At 56.4% G+C, this 22665-nt stretch carries 23 protein-coding genes and 3 pseudogenes; 18 read left to right on the forward strand and 8 right to left on the reverse strand.

What is annotated here, in order from left to right:
* The 10 genes and pseudogenes from ECTHA_RS20660 to ECTHA_RS0105935 all read left to right on the forward strand — a co-directional run.
* Positions 1–103, forward strand: a pseudogene (locus ECTHA_RS20660) (integrase core domain-containing protein); the annotation flags it as partial.
* 86 nt (positions 104–189) lie between these two features.
* The gene (locus ECTHA_RS0105900; RefSeq protein WP_025281915.1) at positions 190–612 is read left to right on the forward strand and encodes a DUF6088 family protein; all 423 of its coding nucleotides are present in this window, start codon (positions 190–192) and stop codon (positions 610–612) included.
* An 83-nt stretch (positions 613–695) separates the two neighbouring features.
* Positions 696–809 (forward strand): annotated as a pseudogene (locus ECTHA_RS20665) (nucleotidyl transferase AbiEii/AbiGii toxin family protein); the annotation flags it as partial.
* Positions 810–885: 76 nt separating this feature from the next.
* Entirely contained in the window at positions 886–1038 is a 153-nt protein-coding gene (locus ECTHA_RS20340; RefSeq protein ID WP_174411991.1) for a hypothetical protein, read from the forward strand.
* 79 nt (positions 1039–1117) lie between these two features.
* Positions 1118–1324, forward strand: a pseudogene (locus tag ECTHA_RS19350) (GDP-mannose 4,6-dehydratase); the annotation flags it as partial.
* A 158-nt stretch (positions 1325–1482) separates the two neighbouring features.
* Entirely contained in the window at positions 1483–1719 is a 237-nt protein-coding gene (locus tag ECTHA_RS19355) for a type II toxin-antitoxin system Phd/YefM family antitoxin (protein WP_084306768.1), read from the forward strand.
* Positions 1719–2156, forward strand: a complete 438-nt coding sequence (locus tag ECTHA_RS0105920; protein ID WP_025281913.1) for a type II toxin-antitoxin system VapC family toxin — start codon at positions 1719–1721, stop codon at positions 2154–2156. Before ECTHA_RS19355 ends, ECTHA_RS0105920 begins: the two co-directional genes overlap by 1 nt.
* A 79-nt stretch (positions 2157–2235) precedes the next feature.
* Positions 2236–2727: a hypothetical protein gene (locus ECTHA_RS20205; RefSeq protein ID WP_203225351.1), complete on the forward strand. Its 492-nt coding sequence runs from the start codon at positions 2236–2238 to the stop codon at positions 2725–2727.
* 13 nt (positions 2728–2740) lie between these two features.
* Positions 2741–2914, forward strand: coding sequence for a UPF0175 family protein (locus ECTHA_RS0105930; RefSeq protein WP_238984743.1), 174 nt, complete (start codon positions 2741–2743; stop codon positions 2912–2914).
* Complete coding sequence (locus ECTHA_RS0105935; protein WP_035369384.1) at positions 2907–3377, forward strand: PIN domain-containing protein; 471 nt, start codon at positions 2907–2909, stop codon at positions 3375–3377. Before ECTHA_RS0105930 ends, ECTHA_RS0105935 begins: the two co-directional genes overlap by 8 nt.
* Positions 3378–3452: 75 nt before the next feature.
* On the opposite strand, the gene ECTHA_RS0105940 is transcribed toward ECTHA_RS0105935, so the two are convergent.
* Together ECTHA_RS0105940 and ECTHA_RS19365 are read right to left on the reverse strand one after the other, a co-directional pair.
* Complete coding sequence (locus ECTHA_RS0105940) at positions 3453–3773, reverse strand: type II toxin-antitoxin system PemK/MazF family toxin (protein ID WP_025282256.1); 321 nt, start codon at positions 3771–3773, stop codon at positions 3453–3455.
* A complete protein-coding gene (locus ECTHA_RS19365; RefSeq protein WP_025282257.1) occupies positions 3773–3994 on the reverse strand; it encodes an antitoxin MazE family protein in 222 nt (73 codons plus the stop codon). The genes ECTHA_RS0105940 and ECTHA_RS19365 overlap by 1 nt, the downstream gene beginning before the upstream one ends.
* Positions 3995–4109: 115 nt before the next feature.
* Between ECTHA_RS19365 and rfbD the strand changes: the two genes are divergently transcribed.
* From rfbD to hepT, 3 genes are all read left to right on the forward strand, one after another.
* The gene (gene rfbD / locus ECTHA_RS0105950; RefSeq protein WP_025282258.1) at positions 4110–4991 is read left to right on the forward strand and encodes a dTDP-4-dehydrorhamnose reductase; all 882 of its coding nucleotides are present in this window, start codon (positions 4110–4112) and stop codon (positions 4989–4991) included.
* Between the two features lie 149 nt (positions 4992–5140).
* Entirely contained in the window at positions 5141–5566 is a 426-nt protein-coding gene (mntA, locus tag ECTHA_RS17225; protein WP_238984755.1) for a type VII toxin-antitoxin system MntA family adenylyltransferase antitoxin, read from the forward strand.
* Complete coding sequence (gene hepT, locus ECTHA_RS0105965) at positions 5556–5963, forward strand: type VII toxin-antitoxin system HepT family RNase toxin (RefSeq protein WP_025282260.1); 408 nt, start codon at positions 5556–5558, stop codon at positions 5961–5963. The genes mntA and hepT overlap by 11 nt, the downstream gene beginning before the upstream one ends.
* Before the next feature lie 10 nt (positions 5964–5973).
* On the opposite strand, the gene ECTHA_RS0105970 is transcribed toward hepT, so the two are convergent.
* From ECTHA_RS0105970 to ECTHA_RS0105985, 4 genes are read right to left on the reverse strand one after another with little or no spacing between them, the layout of a single operon-like run.
* The gene (locus ECTHA_RS0105970) at positions 5974–6771 is read right to left on the reverse strand and encodes a Bax inhibitor-1/YccA family protein (RefSeq protein WP_025282261.1); all 798 of its coding nucleotides are present in this window, start codon (positions 6769–6771) and stop codon (positions 5974–5976) included.
* Positions 6768–8747 carry an FkbM family methyltransferase gene (locus tag ECTHA_RS18915; protein WP_025282262.1) on the reverse strand — a complete coding sequence of 660 codons (1980 nt, stop codon included), beginning with the start codon at positions 8745–8747 and terminating at the stop codon, positions 6768–6770. The genes ECTHA_RS0105970 and ECTHA_RS18915 overlap by 4 nt, the downstream gene beginning before the upstream one ends.
* On the reverse strand, positions 8744–9952 hold the full coding sequence (locus ECTHA_RS0105980; RefSeq protein ID WP_275259713.1) for an ABC transporter ATP-binding protein: 1209 nt from the start codon (positions 9950–9952) through the stop codon (positions 8744–8746). Before ECTHA_RS0105980 ends, ECTHA_RS18915 begins: the two co-directional genes overlap by 4 nt.
* A gap of 14 nt (positions 9953–9966) precedes the next feature.
* Positions 9967–10752 carry an ABC transporter permease gene (locus ECTHA_RS0105985; RefSeq protein WP_275259714.1) on the reverse strand — a complete coding sequence of 262 codons (786 nt, stop codon included), beginning with the start codon at positions 10750–10752 and terminating at the stop codon, positions 9967–9969.
* 472 nt (positions 10753–11224) lie between these two features.
* Between ECTHA_RS0105985 and ECTHA_RS0105995 the strand changes: the two genes are divergently transcribed.
* Genes ECTHA_RS0105995 through ECTHA_RS0106020 form a run of 5 tightly spaced genes read left to right on the forward strand, consistent with a single transcriptional unit; the run spans position 11225 to position 16695 of the window.
* Complete coding sequence (locus ECTHA_RS0105995; RefSeq protein ID WP_025282265.1) at positions 11225–12274, forward strand: glycosyltransferase family 4 protein; 1050 nt, start codon at positions 11225–11227, stop codon at positions 12272–12274.
* Entirely contained in the window at positions 12271–13560 is a 1290-nt protein-coding gene (locus ECTHA_RS0106005; RefSeq protein WP_084306772.1) for a glycosyltransferase, read from the forward strand. Before ECTHA_RS0105995 ends, ECTHA_RS0106005 begins: the two co-directional genes overlap by 4 nt.
* Before the next feature lie 33 nt (positions 13561–13593).
* The gene (locus ECTHA_RS0106010; RefSeq protein ID WP_025282267.1) at positions 13594–14715 is read left to right on the forward strand and encodes a glycosyltransferase family 4 protein; all 1122 of its coding nucleotides are present in this window, start codon (positions 13594–13596) and stop codon (positions 14713–14715) included.
* Between the two features lie 10 nt (positions 14716–14725).
* Complete coding sequence (locus tag ECTHA_RS17235) at positions 14726–15859, forward strand: glycosyltransferase (RefSeq protein ID WP_244875617.1); 1134 nt, start codon at positions 14726–14728, stop codon at positions 15857–15859.
* Positions 15860–15903: 44 nt separating this feature from the next.
* Complete coding sequence (locus tag ECTHA_RS0106020; protein ID WP_025281767.1) at positions 15904–16695, forward strand: SapC family protein; 792 nt, start codon at positions 15904–15906, stop codon at positions 16693–16695.
* Positions 16696–16766: 71 nt separating this feature from the next.
* Here ECTHA_RS0106020 and ECTHA_RS18920 read toward each other — a convergent pair whose 3' ends face one another.
* Both ECTHA_RS18920 and ECTHA_RS18925 read right to left on the reverse strand, forming a co-directional pair.
* Positions 16767–19982, reverse strand: a complete 3216-nt coding sequence (locus tag ECTHA_RS18920; protein ID WP_025281768.1) for a tyrosine-type recombinase/integrase — start codon at positions 19980–19982, stop codon at positions 16767–16769.
* Positions 19979–22663 carry a hypothetical protein gene (locus ECTHA_RS18925; protein WP_025281769.1) on the reverse strand — a complete coding sequence of 895 codons (2685 nt, stop codon included), beginning with the start codon at positions 22661–22663 and terminating at the stop codon, positions 19979–19981. Before ECTHA_RS18925 ends, ECTHA_RS18920 begins: the two co-directional genes overlap by 4 nt.
* Between the last annotated feature and the right edge of the window lie 2 nt (positions 22664–22665).

A 22665-nucleotide genomic window follows, 5' to 3' on the forward strand; every position in this document is an offset into this window, starting at 1 on the left:
AAATGGAGCCCACTTACGCCAGGACCTGAAGCAGTACTTCGCCTGGTACAACGCAGAGCGGCCCCACCAAGGGCTGGACGATGCAACACCGGATGAGGTCTACTTCAACCAACCTCTGACTCGGGCGGCCTGACGCCTGAGAGATACAACCCGGTTAGAGCTTAAACCCCCTGTCAGGTGGTCCAGCAGATGGGGTCCACTTCAGATACCCTCGAAACCCGAATCCGCGACAAGATCCGCAAAAGCCGTCGGACGGTCTTTCTGCGTGATGACTTCACCTCACTGGCGGGGTACGACCAAGTGGGCAGAGCACTGCGTCAGTTGGAGGCGCAAGGGCGCTTGGTACGGGTTGGCCAAGGGCTGTATGCCAAGGCACGCAAGAACCGCATTACGGGGCAGCCAATGCTGGCAGCTCCAGGTGGCTTCGAGCAGGTCGCCAAGGAGGCATTGAACCGGCTGGGTGTGAAGTGGGAGCCTGCCAGCGCCGAAAAAGCCTACCAGGCGGGAGGCACGCAGGTGCCGGCCAGGGTCGTGGTCAAGGTCAAGGGCCCCTTTCATCGGCGTATTGCCTTCGGCCGCTATCAGCTGGGTGTAGAGCGGGTCACTGCGTGACGATCGATCCTGGGCTGTTTGCCGATGTAGCCGATGCGCTGGGTATCGACAGTCCGGCCATTGTGGAAAAGGATGTCTATGCGGTGAAGCTGTTGAGCCTGCTCTCACAGCTGAATTCACCTCATTTTGAGCTGGTATTTGCTGGAGGCACCAGCTTGGCGAAGACTCATCGTAGTCTCTACCGTATGTCCGAGGATATCGATATCAAACCGGACAAATTAAAGGACACCCACTTTTCGCCGACCTCCCCCACCCACCCTGAGACCCTCACCCATGGACGCGGAGGCCTTCATTGCCCACGGCACGAGCCTGTTGCAGGCATTCGGCCACGCCGTGGGCAAGCTGGCGAAGCTGGTGGAACATGCGGCCTGCCGCCAAGCAAAATTCAAATTCCTGCGCGGGATGGGCACGGTCCACGGATCATGACAGCCCGCGGAAGGATGCCCTGGAATCCTGTTTCGAGGAATTCACCCAGCTGCTGTTCCCGGCAATCAATACGGGGCATTATCGAAACCTGATCACCTTCGTGCCGGTGCAGGACCGCCCCGGTCATGACCGGCGCTATGCCATTGATGCCGGCAAGATCGAGCGGGAGCTGGGCTGGACACCGCAGGAAACCTTTGAATCCGGGCTGGGCAAGACGGTGCAGTGGTATCTGGACAACCCAGCCTGGTGGCAGCGTATGCTGGATGGCCGCTATCAATCAGGGTGAGCGATTGGGGGGCGGCGTCGTTGATGTCAATGTGTACTCAAGTCTTGTACACACCCACCAATATGGTGTAGTTTTCTGGTCAGCTGGTCATGCCATCGGAGGGGAACCCCTTGGCTTAATGACCATTTTATTCAGGACACGGGGCCGGAGTGATCGCAATGCAAACGATGAATGTTCGGGAAACTCGAGAAAGGCTTTCTCAGCTTTTGGATGCCGTTGCGCAGGGCGAGGAGATTGTCATTCTTCGTCATGGAAAGCCGGCGGCTCGTTTGACAGCACCGCAATCCAGGCAGGTTCGTTTTCTCGATCGTTCCACGCTCCGGGCTGCCTTGCCTCCATCCAAGGAAAGTGCCGCCGCCGTGGTTCGGCACCTTCGGAACGAATCACGTTATTGATGCTTTACTTCGATACAAGCGCGTTGCTCCCCTATTATCGGCAGGAGCAGGCCAGTGAGCAGGTTCAGGCCCTGCTACTCAGCCAGTCCGAGCCCGTGCTGATCAGTCACTTGACCGAGGTGGAAGTTGCTAGCGCCTTGGCTCGATGGGTGCGGATGGGAGAGCTGACTGAGCCCGATGCAAATCGGATTGAAAATGCATTCGGTGATGATGTTCGGCAGGGCCGTTTTATGCGTTGCGCAATTGATATCCTCCACTATCAACGCGCCATCCACTGGATCGGCATGCGCAAGACAAGCTTGAGAACCCTGGATGCACTTCACCTTGCTTGTGCCGAGTATTACCAAGCCTGCTTGATCACGGAGGATGATGCTTTACTGGGCGCTGCCTTGTTCTTTGGTCTGGATGCAAGGCGTGCTGCTGATGGGCGGGAATAAAACAAACAGGCCCATGGGAGCCCCCGCTGATGTTTGAGCGGCGGGCTTAATTAAATTAAAGGACACCCACTTTTCGCCGATGACCGATCAAGACACCGCCCGGCCCACGGATCATGACAGCCCGTGGAAGGAGGCTCTGGAATCCTATTTCGAGGAATTCACCCAGCTGCTGTTCCCGGCAATCCATGCCGGGGTGGACTGGTCGCGGGGATATACCCCCATGGACAAGGAACTGCAGCAGATCACGGCGGATGCCGACAGTGGCCTGCGCCATGCGGACAAGTTGATCAAGGTCCAGGCCCGTGATGGGGCGGAGACCTGGGTGCTGATCCATGTTGGGGTTCAGGGTGAGCCGGAAGACGCCTTTGCCGAGCGGATGTACACTTATCAGTTTGGCCCAGGCCCTGCTGGAGCAATTCGGCTATGTTGCGGACAGAAACTGGTAATGATTGATCACCCCTCAAAGCCGTGCCCATTGACTGCTCCATTGCTACGAAGGCAACGAAATGACACACCTAGACCTCGAACTCCCAGAAAACATCTTTTCGGCCTTGCGCCTGCCCCCGGCTGAATTTGCAAGGGAAATGCGCATCGCCGCTGCAGTGCAATGGTATGCAGAACGGCGCATCTCACAAGAGAAAGCTGCCGAAATTGCTGGCCAAAGCCGGGCACAGTTCATCGACGAACTACGCCAGCGCAAAGTACCAGCCATTCAGTTAGATGAAGACGAACTGGATGCGGAACTCGCCGATGACTGAACAAAACTGGGTGATCAACGCATCGCCCTTGATTCTGCTGGGCAAAATCAACCAGCTTGAGCTTGTTGAACGGCTGGCATCCCGTCTGATCGTTCCACAATCTGTCACGGATGAAATTGCCGCCGGCACCCAAGACCGCTCAATACAATCAACCCTGAACTGGGCCCAGCGCCACATCCACCCCGATATTGCTGTTCCGGTATCGATCCTCAAATGGGATATTGGCGCGGGTGAGTCACAAGTCCTCGCACAATGTATGCGCCACAATGGCAGCAAAGCGGTACTAGACGATGGCGAAGCCCGTGCGGCAGCGCAAGCGCACCAAATTCCGTTAGTTGGCACGCTGGGGATCATCCTTCGAGCCAAACAGTCCGGGTTGGTTGCAGAGGCCAAGCCACTGATCGAACAGTTGCTCGCCAACGGCTCTTATCTATTTGCCCATCGCAAGGAAGCTTACCAATAGAAATTCAGTCAATACATATCTCATTGGCCTCACCCTTTCCTCTGTCAACTACCCCTTAATAATTAAATGTTCGGGTTAGATCACGCCAACAACCAGTAGTAAGGCCCTATCTACCGCCTTCATCCTTTCTTCATCGAGACGACCAAACGGTTCGCTAATTTTGGTGCGCGGCAGCGTCGAAAGTTTGTCCACCATGATCTGCGACAGCGCGCTCAACCCATTGGCGGGATTCGGCTCCACAGTCACGCGAAATACTGCATCGCGCAGATCGCTTGTGACTGGGCACAGCACGACGCTCTCCAAATCCGTCAAAAGGTCTGATTGAACGATCAAGGCTGGGCGCGGTTTGCCATAGTTACCTTGCAAAGAAACCGCCACCAAGTCGCCTCGCTGCATCAATCCCAACGCTCCACGAGCGATGCGGCCTCTTCAGTGAAGCACAAAACATCGGCTTCTGCCGGGTCCTCCTTCAGGCTTTGGCATTGCTTGCGCAATCGCGCCGTGAACTCTGGCGAGCGGGTATCTGGCACCCAAAACTGCACGGGCCGCAGCCCCGCAGCACGCATCCGTTCGCGGTGACGTGCTACCTTGCCAGATGATTCGTTGATTGATGGCATGATGCCCCCATTGGTTTCGTGTCTAGTTACATGATACCTTACATGAAACCTTAACGCACGGGGCATTATCGAGACCTGGGTGGGAATAAAACAAACAGGCCCATGGAGCCGACTGATGAATATTCTGATTCTTGGGGCCACCGGTCAGGTGGGTTTTGAGCTGCTGCGGGCGCTGTCTCCATTGGGGTCGTTGATTGCCCCCACCCGTGCCCAGCTGGATCTGTCCAGTCCGGATGCGGTGGCCGGGGTGTTGCGGGCCGCTCGTCCGGCGTTGATCGTCAATGCTGCGGCCTGGACGGCGGTGGATGCGGCCGAGGCGCAGCGCGAGGCGGCCTTTCGCCTGAATGCCGAGTTGCCGGCGCAGTTGGCCTGCTTTGCGGCCATTGCCGGCATCCCGGTGATCCACTATTCCAGTGATTATGTCTATCCCGGCGACGGGGATGCGCCCTGGCGGGAGGACAGCCCCACGGGGCCTTTGTCCGTGTATGGGCAGAGCAAGCTGGCGGGGGATGAGGCGGTGATGGCCAGTGGGGCCGAGCATCTGATCTTCCGGACCAGCTGGGTGTACAGTGCCCGGGGCAGCAATTTCATGAAGACCATGCTGCGCCTGGGCCAGGAGCGGGACAGCCTGAAGGTGGTGAATGATCAAATCGGCGCCCCAACGCCGGCGCGCCTGATTGCCGAGGTGACGGCCCTGGCGGTGTATCGGCAGCGGCTGGGGCGTGGCATCGAGGGGTTGTATCATCTGGCGCCCCATGGGGAGACCAGCTGGCATGGGTTTGCCTGCGAGATCTTCCGGCGGGCGGCGGAGTCGGGAATGGCGTTGAAGCTCACCCCGGCCCAGGTGGCGGCGATCCCCGGCAGTGACTACCCTACCCCGGCACAGCGGCCCGGTAATTCGCGGCTGTGTGTGGATAAGCTGGAAGCCGATCTGGGCATCGACCTGCCCCACTGGGAGCCGCAGTTGGTGCTGACGTTGGGGGAGTGCTTTGCCTGAGCCCAACCGCCGGATCATGGCAGCAGCTGAACGGAGACATACCATGCAAGTTGCCATCGACCTGCCCAGCGACCTCGTCACGTTTCAAGGTGCCGCAGACACCCGTCAGGGGTGGCAGGCTGCCTAAGAACCCGGCCACGAGGATCTGAGTGAGAACAACACTGGAACGCTTGACGGAAATGGCATCGGCCGACGGGGAAATTGCCGTGCTATGGCTTTATGGCTCCCGTGCGAAAAATACCGCTACCGAGACGAGCGACTACGACTTGGCGGTTGCCTTCCACACACCTGAAAAACGTCCTTTGGAGCGGCGCCTGAGGCCTGAGTTACTGGCTCAGCATTGGCGGAACCAGCTCGACCTTGCGGAGGACATGCTCTCGGTTGTCGATATCAATCAGGCCCCCATACCGCTGGCCATGGTGATTATTCGCACAGGAAGGGTTCTGCAGGTCAACGATCCCCTGCGTCTGGCTCGTGAAGAGAACCGGATCAGTTCAATGTGGGAGCTTGATTACCAGTTTCATGTGCGAAAATTTGCCACCTCTGACACCCAGGAGCCTGACTGTGGAAATTGAGTACGTGAGCGCCATGCGAGAACATCTGGCCACTCTGACTGAAGAGCTTGAGCAGCTTCACGCATTGAGCCAGGCGCCACAGGGCCTATCGCCCCTGATATATCGTGCGGCAGAGCGCAACCTGCAACTATTGACGGAGGCCTGCATAGGGATTGCAAAACAGAGGTTGAAGTCTCTTGGCACGACTGTCCCAAGCGACGCCCGTCAGGCCTTTGCCAAACTGCAAGCGCTTGGACATGACGTCAGCGGCACGCCCTGGACCAAGGTGATCGGGCTGCGCAATGCTCTGGTACATGACTACCTGAATCTGGATGCCAACATCGTGCTGGACATCATCCGGCAGCGTCACTACCAGCAGCTCGTCGATTTCGCCTCTGCACAATTGGGAAAACATTGAACATCATCCGTCAGCGCTTGATATTGGCCAGCAATCGGAGCACGGAAATATACAGCCAGACCATGGTCACCAGCAGGCCGAGCGCCAAAAACCAGCGCATCCACAGCGGTTGCGGTCGCTGGCATGCCAGATCAATGCGTCGGAAATCCACGAGCAGGTTCATTGAGGCCACCACCACAATGAAAGCAAACCAAATCATGCCACCCACACCGGTCCCATGCAGGAACGGCAGGGACACACCAGTCAATATCAGAACGAATCCCAGCAGATAAACGAGTGCAATGGTTGCCGTCAGCGCATACACAACCACGAACATCCGTCGTGAGACCTGAACCACCCGCATGGCATACAGGCTGTAAAGCGATAACATCAGGCAGAGGGTCACAACGATGGATTGTACGGCGATACCCGGGAAACGCTGCTCCATTGCCAGCGCCAATCCACTCATGAAAAGCCCGCCGGAAAAGCCATAGACAGGCGCTGTGTAGGGGGCCCAATGCCGGTAGAATGCTGTAAGCATGACCAGGCTCAAACCGAAAACACCGCCGCCAAAGCCAATGTTGCGGGCAAGGTTCGCTGCTTGCTCATTGCCTGCCGCCACACCAGGATAAAACTGTACCAGCATCAGCAAAATAGCCAGAAGGCTGAGACTGAAAAGCAGCCCTGTGGCACGCACGACGCTGGCGCGCGACAATGGCGCCTCGCGCTGCCGATTCACCGCCACGGAGGCGGAGCGCATTCCGGCGGGAAGATTCAGCAGCGGGCTACCCATCCCGCGCATCAACGGCATGCCAATATCCGGAATCATGGTGCCTCGTGTGGCCCGTGGGTGGAAGATTTCAACAGTGCCACCAGGCGCTGGGCAGCAGCAGACCAGGTGAAGTCACTCGCCCGCTTGAAGGCTTTTTCCCCCAGGGCATTTCTGCGACCGGGGTTCTTCATGAGTTCGTGCATGGCCATGAGCCATTGATAGGGGCTGTCGGGTTCACAAAAAATGGCTGACCCTGCCAGCACATCCACCATCGCCGGGCGTCGACTGCATATGGATGGCACCCCGAGCAGAGCCGCTTCCAATGGGGGTAAACCAAACCCCTCGTAAAGACTTGGGAATACCATGGCCACTGAACGCTTGATGAGCCAGGCCGCCTCCTGATCATTCAGCCTGCCGGCAATGGTGACATGATCCTGCGCCAGCGGGGCTTGTTTGAGCTTTTCCACAAAGCCCTCGGTAGGGCCTATCAGCACAAGATGAATAAGGCCATCGGACAACGAGAGGGCCTCGAAAAGAACATCCAGGTTCTTGTGCAGGTCGCAGGTTCCGAGGAAAACGAAATACGGCCGATCGGGCAGTAATACGGGCGGGCGGGCCTCCCCCGCCATGACGGTGACGCCATTCGCTACCACCTCGACTGGCGGTCTACTCTCCGGCAGACGTGCCTGGATGTCCTTGCTACTGGATTCACTCACGGTCAACAGGCGATCTGCCTGAGCAATCACCCGCTGGAAATCCCCCTCGAATCGCTGGGCGCAATGACCAAACCGTTCACTCATGAGCAATGGGGTCACATCATGGATCATGACTGCAGAGGGCCTGGGAAGGCTCTCAGGACACCAGTGCAATGTGGAAAACACGTAATACTCCATGGCCGCCGGTGAGGTTTGGTCAGGCCCGGAGGATGAACACAAGCGCCTGAGTTCATACAGCAGCTCCCGGGCATGACGCCCCAAACCACGCCGATCACGCAAGGCGCCAAGGTGGAAGTGCAGGGTCAACTCCCCCACGCGCAGCGTTTCATAGGCCTCACCGTCGAACCAGTTCCATTCAGGCTGATAGTGTGCCGGCAGGCTACCTACATCCAGATCATCGGGTGAGGGTTCTCTACTTAGAGCCCGGGCGAAAGCGGCCTTGAGACTGCCCGGTGAAAGCGGCGCCGAATCAGACTGCCTGCCGTTGCGGGCATGTCGCACCCGCTCGACCAAGGCACGCAGTGGCGCCGTCAGCTTCCAGGAGCGGCTCTGATGGAGCGCCTGCAACTCACCATGCGCGGCCCATGCTTGATTCTCCGAGCGGATGGCACGCGCATGTGCCTCGAACTCCGTACGGCGTATAAAGCCATCGAATACATTGGGCGGGTACGTGAAATGTTCGCCCAGCTGCGCGTGCTCACCGGCCACATAGAATCGATTCAATCCATCGGCATAGACAAACTGATAATCCGCATCCATGAGAATGCTTTCCCAGGACTCATGACACTCCGTCTGCGACAATGGGACAGTGGCTTCAACAATCACGATCCAGGGCCGCAGACACGCCCAGTCGTGCCCCTTCAGGACCGCAGTTTCGAGCCCTTCCACATCCACCTTGAGAAAGTGGACGCTCTGACCGGGGGGAACGTACTGCTGCCACAAAGCCTTCAGCGTGATGCATTTTGCCGGGTGAGTGTCGGCCACGTATCCGGCCTGCTCATGTAGACACACGATACTGGCATCAAGTGAGGATAACCCGGTATGTGGAATGACATGAATCTGCCCTGTCTGTTCAGCATCCGCGACTGCCATCTTGAGGTTAACGTCCCGCGGCCGCTGTTGGATCAGCTGTTCATGGAGCGCCGGATTCGGCTCTACGTTAATACCTCGCCATCCCCGCTGGTAAAAGGCATGGGTTACGGAATCCTGTTCCGGCCAGGCGGCACCAATGTCAATATAGAAACCGCTTTCGATCCCTTTCAAGGCCCGCCAGAGCATGACGTCTTCAAAATTTTCTGCGTAGGAAATGAACTTCATGTCTTTTCAATCACAATCCTTGCATTCATCCAGGAGACACCTGAAAAGTCTGGCTTATCCTTGTTGATGACGGTGAAGAGTAATGCTCGATCACACCACTCGTAATTATTGTTCAGATGGGTGTCCGCACTGGTCAGCGCGGTCTGCACGGAATAGGTACCTGGGCCAAGGTTTGCCTCAAAGGTGATCTCAAACTGACATTGGCTGCCGGCTTTCACATGTTCCAGCACCTGTTGGGTGTGATGCGTGTTGATCCCGAAAACCACTTGCCCCAGGCGGTCCTTGATCCCATACCCCAGCACGAGTCTTGGCAGGTCAGTCAACGTATCCACCGTGATGGACAGTGTGACCCGCTGCCCAACGTGGACCACTTTAAGGACATGCCCTGACTCGTCGCACAGGCAGATATCCCGCACGGTCGCCTCGCCTGTACCGGATCGGGTCTGGATCTTGCCATCGCCTGTCATGTTCTGGTCGATGACCTGGTTCTGGTCTGCCGCGAGCTTGGCATTGTAGTAATCCATGACGGCTTCCGGCTCACCCTCCATGGCGATCGCCCCGTTATCCAGAAGGATGGCACGGTCGCATAAGCTCTGGATGGCCTGCTTGTCGTGGCTCACCAGCAACAGTGTTGTGCCCTGCTCTGCCAGGCCCCGGATATGGTCAAAGCTTTTGTGCTGAAAGTACTGATCCCCAACGGATAGCGCTTCATCAATGATCAGCACATCAGGTCGACGGGCCGTGGCCACGCTGAACGCCAAGCGCATTTGCATGCCGCTGGAGTACACGCGCAGCGGCTGGTCCATGTAGTCACCGAGGTCGGCAAAGGCTTCGATGGACGGCATCAGTGCATCAAGCTCGCGTGCAGTGAGCCCCAGAAGCTGACCCGCCATGTAGGCATTCTGTCGGCCAGTGAAGTCCTTGTGGAACCCCATGCCTAATTCAAGCAACGCGGCCACCCGTCCGCCGATATGGATGGATCCGGTTGTCGGTCTCGTGGTGCCTGCAATCATCTTGAGCAGCGTACTTTTGCCAGCGCCATTGACCCCGATAACGCCTACGGCCTCCCCCGGCTCCACAACAAAATTCAGGTCCCTCAGTACCCAATGCAGGTCGTGGCGTTGGTGGGAAAAGGGGTCTAGCCAGTCCAGGAGTCGTGCCCAGCGATGAGGATATCGCTTGTAGGCCTTTCCCAGCTCAGTCACCCTGATGCTTCCCCTCACAGCTCGTCCACCATGTCGTGGCCATGCTTACGGTAGAGGTGCATGCCAAGCACACACAGCAGGATGGCCAGGAGGGTGACAGGTAATAAAGATACCCAATCCGGCCAGCTACCCTGGACAAATATGGTTTGATAGGCACCTATCAGTGGAGCCATGGGATTGAGTTGCATGAGTTGCTGTGCAGCATCGGGGAGTATGGCGACGGGATAGACGATTGGCGTAAGCCAGAACCAGAATTGAAGGATCACCGCATAAAGTTGCCCCACGTCACGGAAGAACACGTTGAGCACGCCAAGGGTGACACCCAGTCCTGCGGCCAGCGCCAACTGGATCAGGAGTACCGGGATCATCGCCAGGATGACCCACCCTGGGAACTGCCCTACCAGCAACAGAAAGATCAAAAACAGCCCAAGGATGATGGAAAAGTTGAGCAGCGCCGTGGAGACCACGATCACGGGCAAACACAGCCGGGGAAAGGAGATCTTTTTGAGCAGGTTTGCTTGCTCCAGAAAGACAGCCGTTCCGCGCTGGGTGATCTCGGCGAACAATCCCCATGTGAGGATCCCTGCGCACAGATAGATGCTGTACCCAAAGCCACTCTCAACCCCCGGGAGCTTGACACTGATGATCTGGGAGAACACCACCGTATAGACGATGATCAGGGCCAATGGCTGTATGAATGTCCAGGAAATACCGAGCATGGAGCTACGGTATCGGGACTGGAATTCCCGTTTGACACTGCCAAGAATGAAGCTTCGGTAATCCCAGGCGGCTCGCAGCATGGGCGGCATTATCAGGACCCGCAAAGGCCAAGGCAAGACTCGACAGATCGTTCCCCAAGCTCTAAATTGGCGGCCTACACGGACTTCAAGAGCATTGATGGCAAGATGGAGCGGTTACGCAACTGGAGCAGGTCAGGGTGGCAAGGTGCCGCGAAACCCCTGCTGCTGGCGGCTGCCGGGCATGCAGCCCGACGGCCTGGAGTGAGGCGGCTGGCGTTGTGGGTACTGCGGCGGATGCCGCGTGTCAAGCACAAGCTACGGCACTTTCTGATCGTGAATCGCAATCATGATATGATGCGGCACCTCGTCGGTACTGCCACCCGTCTGGACGTACCGGCATACCAGGATCCTGCGCAGATCGCTGATCCCGTGCAAAGAACTTACCATCTATCGCGGATCCGGGCTCGCCAGCTGCAACAGGTCAGAAACGCCCGTCACTTTTCCTCTTGAAGCCTGAAGAAAGGAACCCTTCGTGCGCGTGGTCGTCGCAAACACCCAAATCCCCTTTGTCAGCGGCGGCGCAGAGAGTCATGCCGATAATCTGGTTCAGGCCCTTCGCCGCGGCGGGCATCAGGCAGAACTGGTGACCCTTCCTTTCAAGTGGTACCCTGCCGAAGTCCTTCTGGACCAGATTCTGATGGCTCGCCTGGTGTCTCTGGACGAGAGTACTGGGGAACCGGTGGATCGGCTCATAGGGCTGCGATTTCCGGCTTACCTGATCCCGCACCCGAATAAGGTATTGTGGGTGATACATCAGTATCGCACCGCCTACGAGCTCTGGGATCACCCCGACTTTGGTGATCTTTTCCAGCAGATCGGAGCTCGCTCCGTTCGAGATGCCATCGCCCAGGCAGATCGCCAGTATATCCCGGAGGCCCGCGCTGTATTTGCCAACTCCGCTAATGTGGCTTCACGGATGCGGCATTTTTGCGATGTCGAAAGTAAGCCGCTCTACCATCCCCCACCCCATGCTGAAGAGCTTTACTGCAAGCCGGCCGAGGGTTTCCTGTTTTTCCCGAGCCGGGTCAACGCCATCAAACGTCAGTCACTGGTGATTCGCGCGCTTTCCCATTGCAAGCAGGATGTCAAGGTTTTCTTTGCGGGCGCGTTCGAGAGCACGTATATCGAAAAGGAACTCAAGGCACTTTCAGTGGAGCTTGGCGTTTCCCACAGAGTCCGCTGGCTTGGGTCGATTACCGAGATGGAAAAACTGGATTTCTATGCCCGATGTCTGGGCGTTGTGTTTCCGCCCTATGATGAAGATTACGGGTATGTGACGTTGGAGGCCATGCTCGCTTCCAAGCCCGTGGTCACCACCCAGGATGCCGGTGGGCCACTGGAATTTGTTGAGCACGAAGTGACAGGGCTGGTTGCCGAGCCCGAGCCCGTCGCTTTGGCACAGAGCATGGACACACTCTGGAGTGACTTTTCGCGGGCAGCCCGTTGGGGCCGGGATGGCCGGGAGGCATACCTGAGCCGCGGGATCAGCTGGGACCATGTCGTGAGTACGCTGCTGGCATGAAACGCATTTTATGGATTTCACCTCTGCCGCCAGCCAGGACGGATATCGCCAATTACACCCTGCGGCTCGCCCCTGAGCTGATAAAATCCGCTGATGTTCAGTTCTGCACGCCAGCCGCCCTCCCCTGCGCTACGGATTTACCTTGGCGTAGCCTCGAAAGCCTCTCAGCGCGTGAGCTGAATCAGGCCGATATCTGCATCTATCACATCGGTAACAACCTGACATTCCACGAAGACATTTTCCGGTTGAGTCGACGCCATCCCGGCTATGTGGTGCTGCATGATCGCTCGATACACGGGCTATATGCAGACTTCCTGAACCTTCGAAATGGTGCGGCGCAAGCCGAAGAGGTGGTTCAGTATCTGGAGAGCATGGGACAGTGGTATGGTCAGGAAGGATACATCGCGGCACAGAATCTGTTGGGTGGGGACGCCACGCCTGATGATTTTGCCGCGCACTTTCCACTTTTTGAAGAGGCACTGGATGCCGCGCTGGGAGTGATCACCCATAACCCTTCGGTGACGAATGAGGTCAGGACGCGTTTTCCGCTCATGCCATGCCTTCACCTGCCACTGCCCATGGCGGCGGAAGGCGGCTTTGATCCCAGCAAACGTCAAAGAGGCCTGGAGGAACGTATAAGTCTGGTGGCGTTCGGCTTCATGGGTATGAACCGCCGGCTCTCGGAGTTTATTGAGGCATGGCGTTCCTCTCCCTGGCGTCACCGTTTCAGCCTCAATATTGCGGGGCAATTGGCGGATTGGCCTTCCCTGCGGGAGCAGCTGCGCAAGGCTGGACTTGCCCAACAGGTTCGCTGGCATGGCTATGTATCCGATACGGAGCTCGATGCGCTATTACGCTCCGCTGATCTTGCCCTGAATTTGCGCTACCCCAGCATGGGAGAGGCTTCGGGCAGCCAGCTTCGGCTTTGGGCCAATGGCGTACCCGCTGTTGTCACGGATACCGACTGGTATGCGGGACTCCCCGATAACGTGGTTTTCAAGGTCCGACCGCCTGAGCAGGAAAGGGAGGATCTCTTGATCCTGTTGGATAATCTGGCCAATCGGGCACTCCCACTCGACGCCGTGGCGCAGGCAGGCTGGGCGTATCTGCGTACTCAACATGAGCCAGGCGCCTACATCAGCCAATTGATGCGCTGGCTGGATACGGTAGAGGATGATGCCGTCCGCCAATGGGCCTTGCGGCGGCATCTATGGAGAATCAGCGAACAACAGGCGCAATTTTTTCCGGAAACCCTGGCCCCCGGTGTGCCTTCGGGCCTTCAATAGACGCGCCAGGTCTCATCAACGAATGGAGAACTCTTGCTCAAGATCGGCATCGACGCACGTATATTGGCAGGGCCACTCGCGGGCATTGGGCGCTATGCGGATCAATTGGTCCAGCATCTGCTCAGCTACGATGCCCGGTTTTTTCTTTATGCCCACCGCCCCTTGCATGCCGAGCGTTGGATCACTGAACCCGTCACCCTGCGTTGCGCCTGCCTACGGGGGAGAATGGCCAAGGCCATCTGGGGGCAGTCCTGGCTTCCCCTGCAAGTACGACGGGATAAGGTCGATGTCTTTTGGGGCCCCGCACACCGACTGCCGCCTCTTCTTCCGGACCGTATGGGTAAAGTCGTCACCATTCACGACTTGGTATGGAAAGCGGCACCTGATACCATGCCGCGCCTCAACCAGCTTCAGGAACGGGCTTTGATGCCTCCGGCCTTGCAGCGCGCCGATCGTGTGATTTGTGTCTCACGTTACACGGCCCGGCATCTGTTGGACTGTTTCCCCAAGACACGTGAAAAGGTTCGGGTGATCTATCCTGGGGCGTCCCACTGGCCACCCCCCGACACCTTCGATTCGTTGGCCCACTTGGGCATTCATCAGCCCTATGCGCTCTTTGTCGGAACGCTGGAGCCCAGAAAAAACATTGAGCAGTTGCTGATGGCATACTGTGGACTGAGTCAGGAACTGCGCAACCACCATCAACTTGTCATCGCAGGAGCCGATGGCTGGGGTGGCCTTTCTCGAGCATCGCTCTCAAAACGCTATCCACCATCCACTGGCGTGGTGTTTACCGGCAGGCTCCCGGACTCACAGTTATCCACCCTGTATGAACATGCGCTTTTTCTGACCATGCCGTCCCTGCATGAGGGTTTTGGTCTCCCAGTGGTTGAAGCAATGAGCTTTGGTAAGCCGGTATTGATTTCTGATCGTGCCTCCCTTCCCGAGGTTGCGGGCCACGCCGGGTATATGATCAACCCAAACGACCCCAGCGGCCTGACCCGAGGCCTCAAAAGGCTGTTCTGCGACGTCGATCTGCGATCCAGGCTGTCCACACAAGCCTCGGCCAGAGCGCAAGCCTTTACCTGGCAAACAGCGGCCGATCAGCTATGGAACATTCTGCGGGCTGAGGCCTCCGCACAGGCAAAATCCTGAGGAATTCGTTGTGCAACGGAAGATTCGTGTACTGCATGTCTACAAAACCTTCTACCCCATGACCCAAGGAGGAATACAAGAATCCATTAGGCAAATTTGCCTCAATACGCATGCCAGGGGCGTTGAAAGCCGGGTGTTGACGCTCACTCCCTCTCCCGTGGGTCACCCTATCCGGGTGGACGACATTGAAGTCTATCAGGCCAAGCAGTTATTCGAGCTGGCATCCTGCGGTTTTTCCCTGTCCGCCTTGACGCAATTTGGCCAACTCGCCCGCTGGGCTGACGTTCTGCATTACCACTTTCCTTGGCCGTTTGCTGATCTGCTGCATTTCTTGCGCCGACCAGACAAACCCTCTGTCGTGACTTATCACTCGGACATTGTTAGGCAACGCCATTTGAGCAAGGTCTATGCACCACTGATGCACGCTTTTCTTGACGCCACTGATATCATCGTACCGACTTCCCCGAATTACACGCGGAGCAGCCCGATTCTCAGGCGGTTTCGAAATAAATTACGTGTCATCCCCTTGGGTTTGAATGAATGCAGATATCCTCCCCCTGGCAGGGCATGTCCTCTGCCATTTGAAGACCGGGAAGAGTTCTTTCTTTTTGTGGGTGTCTTCAGGGCTTACAAGGGTTTACACATCCTGCTCGAGGCTGCCCAAAACGCATCTTTCAAAGTGGTCATTGCAGGGCGTGGGCCCATGGAAAAACGGCTCAAGGCCCAGGCCAGGCGCTTGAACCTGGATAACGTTTTCTTTCTGGGTCACATTTCCGATGAGCAGAAAATCGATTTGATGCGACGCTGCCGCGCAGTGGTTCTACCTTCACATCTTCGTTCCGAAGCCTTCGGTTTGTCCTTGCTGGAGGGTGCCATGCAGGCACGCCCGCTGATTTGCACGGATCTCCACACCGGTACAAGCTTTGTAAATATTCACGAACAAACAGGCATCGTGGTTCCCAGCGGGGATCCTGAGGCACTGCGCGCCGCCATGGATCGTCTATGGGACAATCCCAGTCTAGCCAGGTCCATGGGACAAGCCGCACGGAATCGGTTTGAAACTCACTTTTCGGGGACAGTCATGGGAGAACAGTATTTCGACCTTTACAGCGGCCTGGCCGCACCCCGTGCACATGCAGGATGAATGCATTCCTTCCCTTTTGCTGAAGCCTTGCAAGGAGCCCTTCGATGAACCTGGTGCCCATTTCCCCTATTGAGCACAAGCGCCACCACTGGAGGGCTCCCACCTCCCAGGACTTTGCTCGTGACAAGCCATTGATTCCGCTGGTGGCGGCAGAACTGCCCAAGGCGGCGCTTGCTGCCCCCATCGTGATGACACGCCACCAAGAGGCCTGGGTTCCACAGATGCTGATGGGGTTCGAGACGGGTAGAAACCTCATGATCGCGCGTAACGGCCTGATGATTGCGGACTATACCCCGATCCTCATGCGTCTTTATCCCTTCCGGGCAATGACCTCGGAAAACGGGGACACGGTACTGTGCTTTGATGAGGGCAGCGGCCTGATCACGAAGGATGAAGAGGCCACACCCTTCTTTGATGCGCATGGTGTTCTCTCAGCGCCCTTGCAGCGAATCATGGATTCATTTCGGCGATTCGAAGACAACCGCCTGAAGACAATCGAATCCTGCGCACTGCTGGGCAAGCATGATTTATTCGAGCCCTGGCCCATGGCCATCCGCAAGACCGACGAGAGCGTACACCTGATTGATGGCCTATTCAGGGTCAACGAACGAGCCCTGAAAGCCCTCAAAGGTCCTCAACTGGAGGAACTGCATCGGGGGGATGCGCTTGCACTGGCTTATTGCCAGTTGTTGTCCATGAACCGGGTATCTACCTTGGTGGCGTTGGCAGGTGCCCATCAGCAACTGGATAGAGCCCCTTCTCTGGATGATGTCGGCATGGATACGTTGGCAAAACCGGACGCGATTGTGTTCGACTGGGATGATCAAGGGCAGTAGTTGATCGTATGTAACGCTTGCACGTAAGCTGCATGATGGAACATTCAGGACACTCTGGATATGGCCATACCTTAATCCGATCTGCCTGTGACACCCAAGGGCGTCACCCGCCAATGCAGTCGATCCAGCGCAACGCACGTCATCGCCCAAGCAAATCCGTACTTCCAACGCGTGGCTGGCTGAAGACGTGGAGAGAACAACACGGCCCCTCGTTCTGGGAATTGCTGCCCCCGATTCAGTTCCAGCGTACCCCCTGCGCGGATCATCGCGCCCTCCGGCATTCGTTTTCTCCAATACGCCAGTTGTGTGTCCTTGGCCATTCGCGGAGTCGAAAGGTGAAGCAACTCAACGTCATCCTGTAGCTCTGTCGCAGAGAAAAGCCTCCACCACAGATTAAAAAGAGGTATACGGTCGCAGACCAGCATCATTGGATGATCTGCCAGTTTTCCACTGATATATCCGGCTGCAAGCTTGGCAAGTTGCTCGGATCTTAGCAGACGCGGATCACTGAGCAGAAGATGTACGAGTCGACGCGCCAAGTTGCGATCTTGCTGTGTCCGCGGAGGTTCCAGCAAAGGGGCCCCGGCACCCCGGGTTGACATTCGAAAGTGCTCGGGGAGATCTGCCAGCCAAGCCCGCGCAGCATCCAGCTTTCTAGGTGGATAAGGATACACGAAGCCTTCGTCCTGCCCTACTCCATCCACACGATGGTTGAGTGCCTCAGTACGGAGTAGCAATTCCTCGTATGCATCCTCAGGAGTACGAAGCAACTTTTGATTCATCGGCTCCGGCCAGGTCAGGCGCTTGTGGTTGGGTAATGCCGCGTCCCCCAGCGCATCGAGTTGATCGCATACCGATTGTGATTCCATTTCCCGCGCTACGTCGTACACGGTTGAGGGACGTACGCCCGCAAGGGCGGCCACCTCTTCAACCCGTAGATCCGGGATTGCGGCCCGAACAGCACGTCCCAGAAGAAGATCGGCGCAGTGTATGTAATGGTTCATGGTGATGTCGGTTGTGGAGTGGCCAAGGAGCATGCTGATCAGTCTGAGACTGCGTCGCTGTAACTTAGCCTTGCCTAGCAATTGCTCTCGCGTATGGCATGCTGATTCCAGGCCCAATAGTCGACCGAACCACCCCTGAAAATCGACGTCCCGATCCTGGTTCTCGTAGTACCACAAGCCCATCAACATCCTCTGGGCAAAGGAATGCCGGAAATGATGAAAACGCAGTGTTCGATCACCACTCATTCTGACCAAGGCCTGCGTCACTGCGTCCAGATCCAGGTCGAACTGTCGCAACTTACGCTCGCGGGCACTCTGTAGTTCCGAGGAGAATAGAAGTTTTTCGGATGGCTTCACTCCAGCTTCAACCGCTCTTTCCTTTTGACGTTCAATCCAACCAATGAGTAGTTCGAGGTAGTGCTTGGGAACCAGAAATCGAATGGGCAGTACACGGTTGGCATTATCTGTTTTGAGCGATCTCAGCTTGTTGGGGTTGACCACCAGTGTATACTCAGGCGGGCCATCAAAGTCCCCCACGCATAAGCCTACGGCTTCACTTCTTCGAAGCCCCGAAAAGTACCCCAAAACCGCGATCAAGATACGGATTGTGCCCTTTTCCGGATCATCCACGTGTGTGTGGCGAAGATAACGACAAATCCAGTCAAACGTATCTGGATCAACAAAGTTGGCATCGACTGAGTGAGGTTGACGGAACATTTGACTGAACATGCCCGACTCATCAAGCGGGGGAACCCCATGCTTTTCGACAAGAAACTCATGAAACGACCGAAGGCCCTTCACAATACGTTTTCGCCGTGCCCCTGTTTCTGCTTCATCCAGGACATTGGTATAGATTGCAATAAAATCGTCCTCTGCCTGGATCTCGGTGAAATCTGACCACCCCATTTGGCCCACCAGACCAGGGGCAATCGCATATAGGTTGGCACGCAGTTCACGACAATGATCACTTTTTTGCCTGTTTAGCACATAAAGCACCCAACCGGACAAGCGAAATACACTCGCTGGGATGTAACGGTTTTCGCCATCCAGGAATCGCTTTGCACCCTCCACCCAGTTGCTGACCCTTGCAATCGATGCCTCCCTTGACGCATCGTTGATCGCATCGAGCAGTGAAACCAGCGCATGATGCAGAATATTTGGAAACCCATTCCCCTCCGTGTCGCTTTCATCCAGCTCGGAGTCCGGCGACAGGGCGACCGGGATTTCGGTCTCTTCCCATACCTCCATATTCGCTACATGTTTGGGGGGGTTGAACAGACGATCCAACGTCCTCACCGGCAGTGAGGCCGAGGCGTAATACCCCTTCGCGAACCCAACGAGATGTGCTGGCACATAAATTGATAGGCGTGTTGTCGCCAGGCTTTTGAGCTCAGCCCAGTTTTTCGGCATCCGGTTAGCAAATCCCTGGGCATCAGCGTAGGCTATGATATTTCTGTAAAGCGAACGGGTATTCCGGACTTTGAATGGTGATTTTACTGCCTGCGGGTCCACCAGCAGCCTTCGTTGCCGAAGCAGCAGATGACGAGAGATGGGATCGAGAAAGTAGCGTCGAAAGGTGGCTGGACCTTGATCTGGGTGATGAACCGATATATCCAACCAGTAGCCATGCGCAGGCGAATCGAACATTGCCTGGGGCACAGCCAGAAGGGATTTGGAGTCGAACACTCCTGAAAAACTGATCAGAGAGAACAACAGCCGACCCCAGCTCAAGGCCTGGCAATGGTCACATTGCTCCAAGCGCTGGACATCCGTAATCGACTCCATGAAGGCGTCGAAAACTGGCTCTCCGGCAACGAAGGCTTCGAACTTCTGACTTGAAAAGAGCAAGCCGGTGGGGGTGGGCAGTGGTGCCGGGATGCGAGTGACGGGAATATTCCACCGTCGAAGTCGGTTTCCGGCATCAAGCACCTCCAGAGCTCGCCAGCGAGTTATGAAATTTTTGTACGCCGGGGCCCGAGTGCCGACCTCTGTGATGACGGCACCGAATTCAAAGGGCACCTCTGGGGGGTCTTTCTCTTCAGCAGTTCCGCCGCCCTGGGCAAGCAGCGGGAAACTTCTGTGCAACGCCTTCAGTACCGGCAAATACTCTGCCGGGGGGGACCAGGACTCAACAGGTTGAAACTGGGGTATGACTGGATCCAGCAGATTCACGTAAGGGGCCCAGAGCTGTCGCCAACGCGCCCACAAGCGCGCAACATCCACGTCACCTGGCAGGTCAGATGGCCGATTGCCTGCCTCGGGATTATCAGGCTCATCGGTCATGGCAGTCTTCCATCAAACCCCAACTGCTCCATCAGGGCATCGAGCGCGGGACGCACCTCGTTTCGAAACTGCACGGGGTCAAACGCTGAATGGGGTGTCCAAGGCTCTTCTCCGTAGGACCAATGTCCCATCTGCGCGTTGATGGCGGTGGCCGCCACGCCCTGGTGAGTCAGGTAGGTGCGAAGAAAGTGGCGACCTGCATTCGCCACGGGCCAGGCATCCGGCTCTATCGCATCGCAGTGTTTCTTCAACGTGGCGCCGGTGAATTCCTCGGGATGCCACCTCCCCCGCTCTTGCCAAGCAAGGAAAAAGAGTGTTCGCCGAAGGTCGAGATGAAAACCGGCCGATCCGTAACGACTTCGATCCCGGTTCTTTGTCGCTGGAACCTTGAGCAGCAAGGGAAAGCTAACGGGAAATTGCAGGAACAGTTGACTCAAATGTCGACGATAAGCCTTAACCAGCGTCACGAGCGCTTCAGGCAAAACCACAAGCCTGGTATGCCGACCGTCCCACTGATCCTTTTCGGCGAGAAGCATGGTCTGTGACGCCTCATGGACTGCGGTCAGGTCGGTAACGGGCGTGCGAACAGAGCGGAACCCGGTGCCCAGAGCCAGTGCCAAGCCGACGTAAAGCGTTCGCCAGTTGTGTTGCTCACATAATCTGCTCATGTCCCTGCGGTGATATGGGCTGCCCACCTGCGGAGCCTTCGCGCGTACTCGCTCCATAAAGGCTTTGAGATGCTCAACTCGGGGCGCACGGTCATTACCTACCCAGCTCTCATCGATCGTCACACAACTTGCCTTGCTGGCAAACAGTGCATGCGTGTTTGAATCCCGACTCGGAAGATCTAACCGCTCTGCCAATCCCCCTAATTCATTGGCATAGTACCCCGCCAACTCAGCACGCTGGAAAGCGGTATAATATGCATGTGTCTGTGCCATGGGATCAGGTCTATCGAAAAGCAGACGATTCTCCAGATGCGCCCCTTCTTCTAATCCCGCAAACCAGGATGGTAGGACATCGCCCATGTTATCAATTTTCTGCCACCGCCGCTCCAATCCTGCAAGAGCCATCCTTTCAGCAATCTTCTCGTCCCATTTCCTCAGATAAGCTGCTGGCCTCCAACTTTTTGATCGGAATGGTTGGATACGGGCCCGAGGGTTTATCGAAAATTCAATCAGCTCTTGGACGAACTCATTCTTCAAATGATCTGAAACGCCCCAGACATCTGGAAATACTACGCGAGGTGACATCTCAACTGCCTGTTTCCCCGACATCTCCTGGCCCATGGGTGCACGTATGGGAGCATAAAAAAGAGATCGAATCCACATGTCGTGATCGGGATTAAAAGCCAGGTGTCGGACTTTCTCATGGCGGGTGAGTGAACGTAAAACAACCATCGAACAAACCGATTGATAAGCAGTGCCTGTGACCAAGGAGACGGCACCCAGCAAGGCCGTCAATCTGAAACTTCGGTCGGACTCATGAAATAGCTCTTCCAGGACGGACATAATGAGTCGTATCTCACTGAGACGAATCCTGCGCCGCTCTACTGACAGGCGCTGCGCATGCATGGCTACATGGCGGGCTTTTGCACGAGCATTGGCAAAAATCGTGCTCAGCGGTGGAAGAGGTTCAGATTCCGACGAGATATCCCTATCTTCTTCTCCCAACAGATACCCAATATCCAGTTCCACATTTGACAAGTCATCATACTCATCCGGGTCCAGACCTGCTTCTTTCAGTTCAGTTTGAATTTTTTCATCGGGACGATTCAATTTGATTTGTCCCATACGACCACCCCAGGATACCTCGGTGGCACCATATTCTGACAATACTTGGTAATAGGAATGATCAGGATAGATGTAGTGCTGGATGCGACGGGGGCCGCGTTTACCCTTATTTTTATTTAGCTTCTTCCCACCCTCAAATTCTGGAGGCCTCATCAGGCCATGGGCGAAAGCAATATTGTTCTTGAATTCTGGAATACCATGTCGCTGTCCAAGCACATCACTCGATTGCATACTTCCCATGCGTCGAGGGTCATGATCAGCGGGATTCAGCCATTCTGTGAGCTCATCAAGCGCCCCGATGAGGTATTCGGGTTTACTGATATCCCCCGCCAAATAATCAAAGACCCAGTCATAACGTGCCTCATGCCAGCAACGAATCCTTCGCGCCGAGTCCTTCCACCCTGGTTTTCTGTCTTTGGAAATGTGCACCTCATTACGCCGCAGCAGGATGTGGGCCACAACCATGTGGGCCTGGAGCCATTTGTAAATCCCGGGTATGTGCGAGCTATGTGGATCCAGTTGATGCCTCCACCAGAGGGCGCACCACACTGGATAGGTTCCGTTGTAGCCATGCAGCGGTGATTTGAACGCGCCCGAGGATTCACGGATTCGCGTAAGGGCGGGTAATTGCCGCAGTTCGGATTCAAGGGGGATACAGCCTACTGCTTCAGCCCAGGCGATCAGGTGAGAGAAATCCTCATCCGCCTGGTTCGCCAGGCATTCGATATTCTCTTTGAGTTCGAGCACATTTTCGGCGATGGGGAATAAGCCGCGTGCATCGGGAGGAATGGGGAATTCCTGCTCGAGGTGACTCCACAACTCCCGACTGCCAGCGGGCATCTCATCGAGTATGGCGTCAAGGGGCGGTGCTTCTGTGCGTGGCGCCATGC

Source organism: Ectothiorhodospira haloalkaliphila ATCC 51935 (assembly GCF_000633935.1).
Classification (GTDB): domain Bacteria; phylum Pseudomonadota; class Gammaproteobacteria; order Ectothiorhodospirales; family Ectothiorhodospiraceae; genus Ectothiorhodospira; species Ectothiorhodospira haloalkaliphila.

Bases quoted from the DNA above. Each gene is read 5' to 3' on its own strand.
- ECTHA_RS18925 (WP_025281769.1), bottom strand. From the start codon at position 22,663: ATGGCGCCACGCACAGAAGCACCGCCCCTTGACGCCATACTCGATGAG.
- ECTHA_RS18915 (WP_025282262.1), bottom strand. From the start codon at position 8,747: ATGAAGTTCATTTCCTACGCAGAAAATTTTGAAGACGTCATGCTCTGG.
- ECTHA_RS19355 (WP_084306768.1), top strand. From the start codon at position 1,483: ATGCAAACGATGAATGTTCGGGAAACTCGAGAAAGGCTTTCTCAGCTT.
- ECTHA_RS0105930 (WP_238984743.1), top strand. From the start codon at position 2,741: ATGCGCATCGCCGCTGCAGTGCAATGGTATGCAGAACGGCGCATCTCA.
- ECTHA_RS0105900 (WP_025281915.1), top strand. From the start codon at position 190: ATGGGGTCCACTTCAGATACCCTCGAAACCCGAATCCGCGACAAGATC.
- ECTHA_RS0106005 (WP_084306772.1), top strand. From the start codon at position 12,271: ATGAAACGCATTTTATGGATTTCACCTCTGCCGCCAGCCAGGACGGAT.
- ECTHA_RS18920 (WP_025281768.1), bottom strand. From the start codon at position 19,982: ATGACCGATGAGCCTGATAATCCCGAGGCAGGCAATCGGCCATCTGAC.
- ECTHA_RS0105985 (WP_275259714.1), bottom strand. From the start codon at position 10,752: ATGCTGCGAGCCGCCTGGGATTACCGAAGCTTCATTCTTGGCAGTGTC.
- ECTHA_RS0105920 (WP_025281913.1), top strand. From the start codon at position 1,719: ATGCTTTACTTCGATACAAGCGCGTTGCTCCCCTATTATCGGCAGGAG.
- rfbD (WP_025282258.1), top strand. From the start codon at position 4,110: ATGAATATTCTGATTCTTGGGGCCACCGGTCAGGTGGGTTTTGAGCTG.
- ECTHA_RS0106020 (WP_025281767.1), top strand. From the start codon at position 15,904: ATGAACCTGGTGCCCATTTCCCCTATTGAGCACAAGCGCCACCACTGG.
- ECTHA_RS19365 (WP_025282257.1), bottom strand. From the start codon at position 3,994: ATGCCATCAATCAACGAATCATCTGGCAAGGTAGCACGTCACCGCGAA.
- ECTHA_RS0105940 (WP_025282256.1), bottom strand. From the start codon at position 3,773: ATGCAGCGAGGCGACTTGGTGGCGGTTTCTTTGCAAGGTAACTATGGC.
- ECTHA_RS20205 (WP_203225351.1), top strand. From the start codon at position 2,236: ATGACCGATCAAGACACCGCCCGGCCCACGGATCATGACAGCCCGTGG.
- ECTHA_RS0105935 (WP_035369384.1), top strand. From the start codon at position 2,907: ATGACTGAACAAAACTGGGTGATCAACGCATCGCCCTTGATTCTGCTG.
- ECTHA_RS20340 (WP_174411991.1), top strand. From the start codon at position 886: ATGGACGCGGAGGCCTTCATTGCCCACGGCACGAGCCTGTTGCAGGCA.
- ECTHA_RS0105970 (WP_025282261.1), bottom strand. From the start codon at position 6,771: ATGATTCCGGATATTGGCATGCCGTTGATGCGCGGGATGGGTAGCCCG.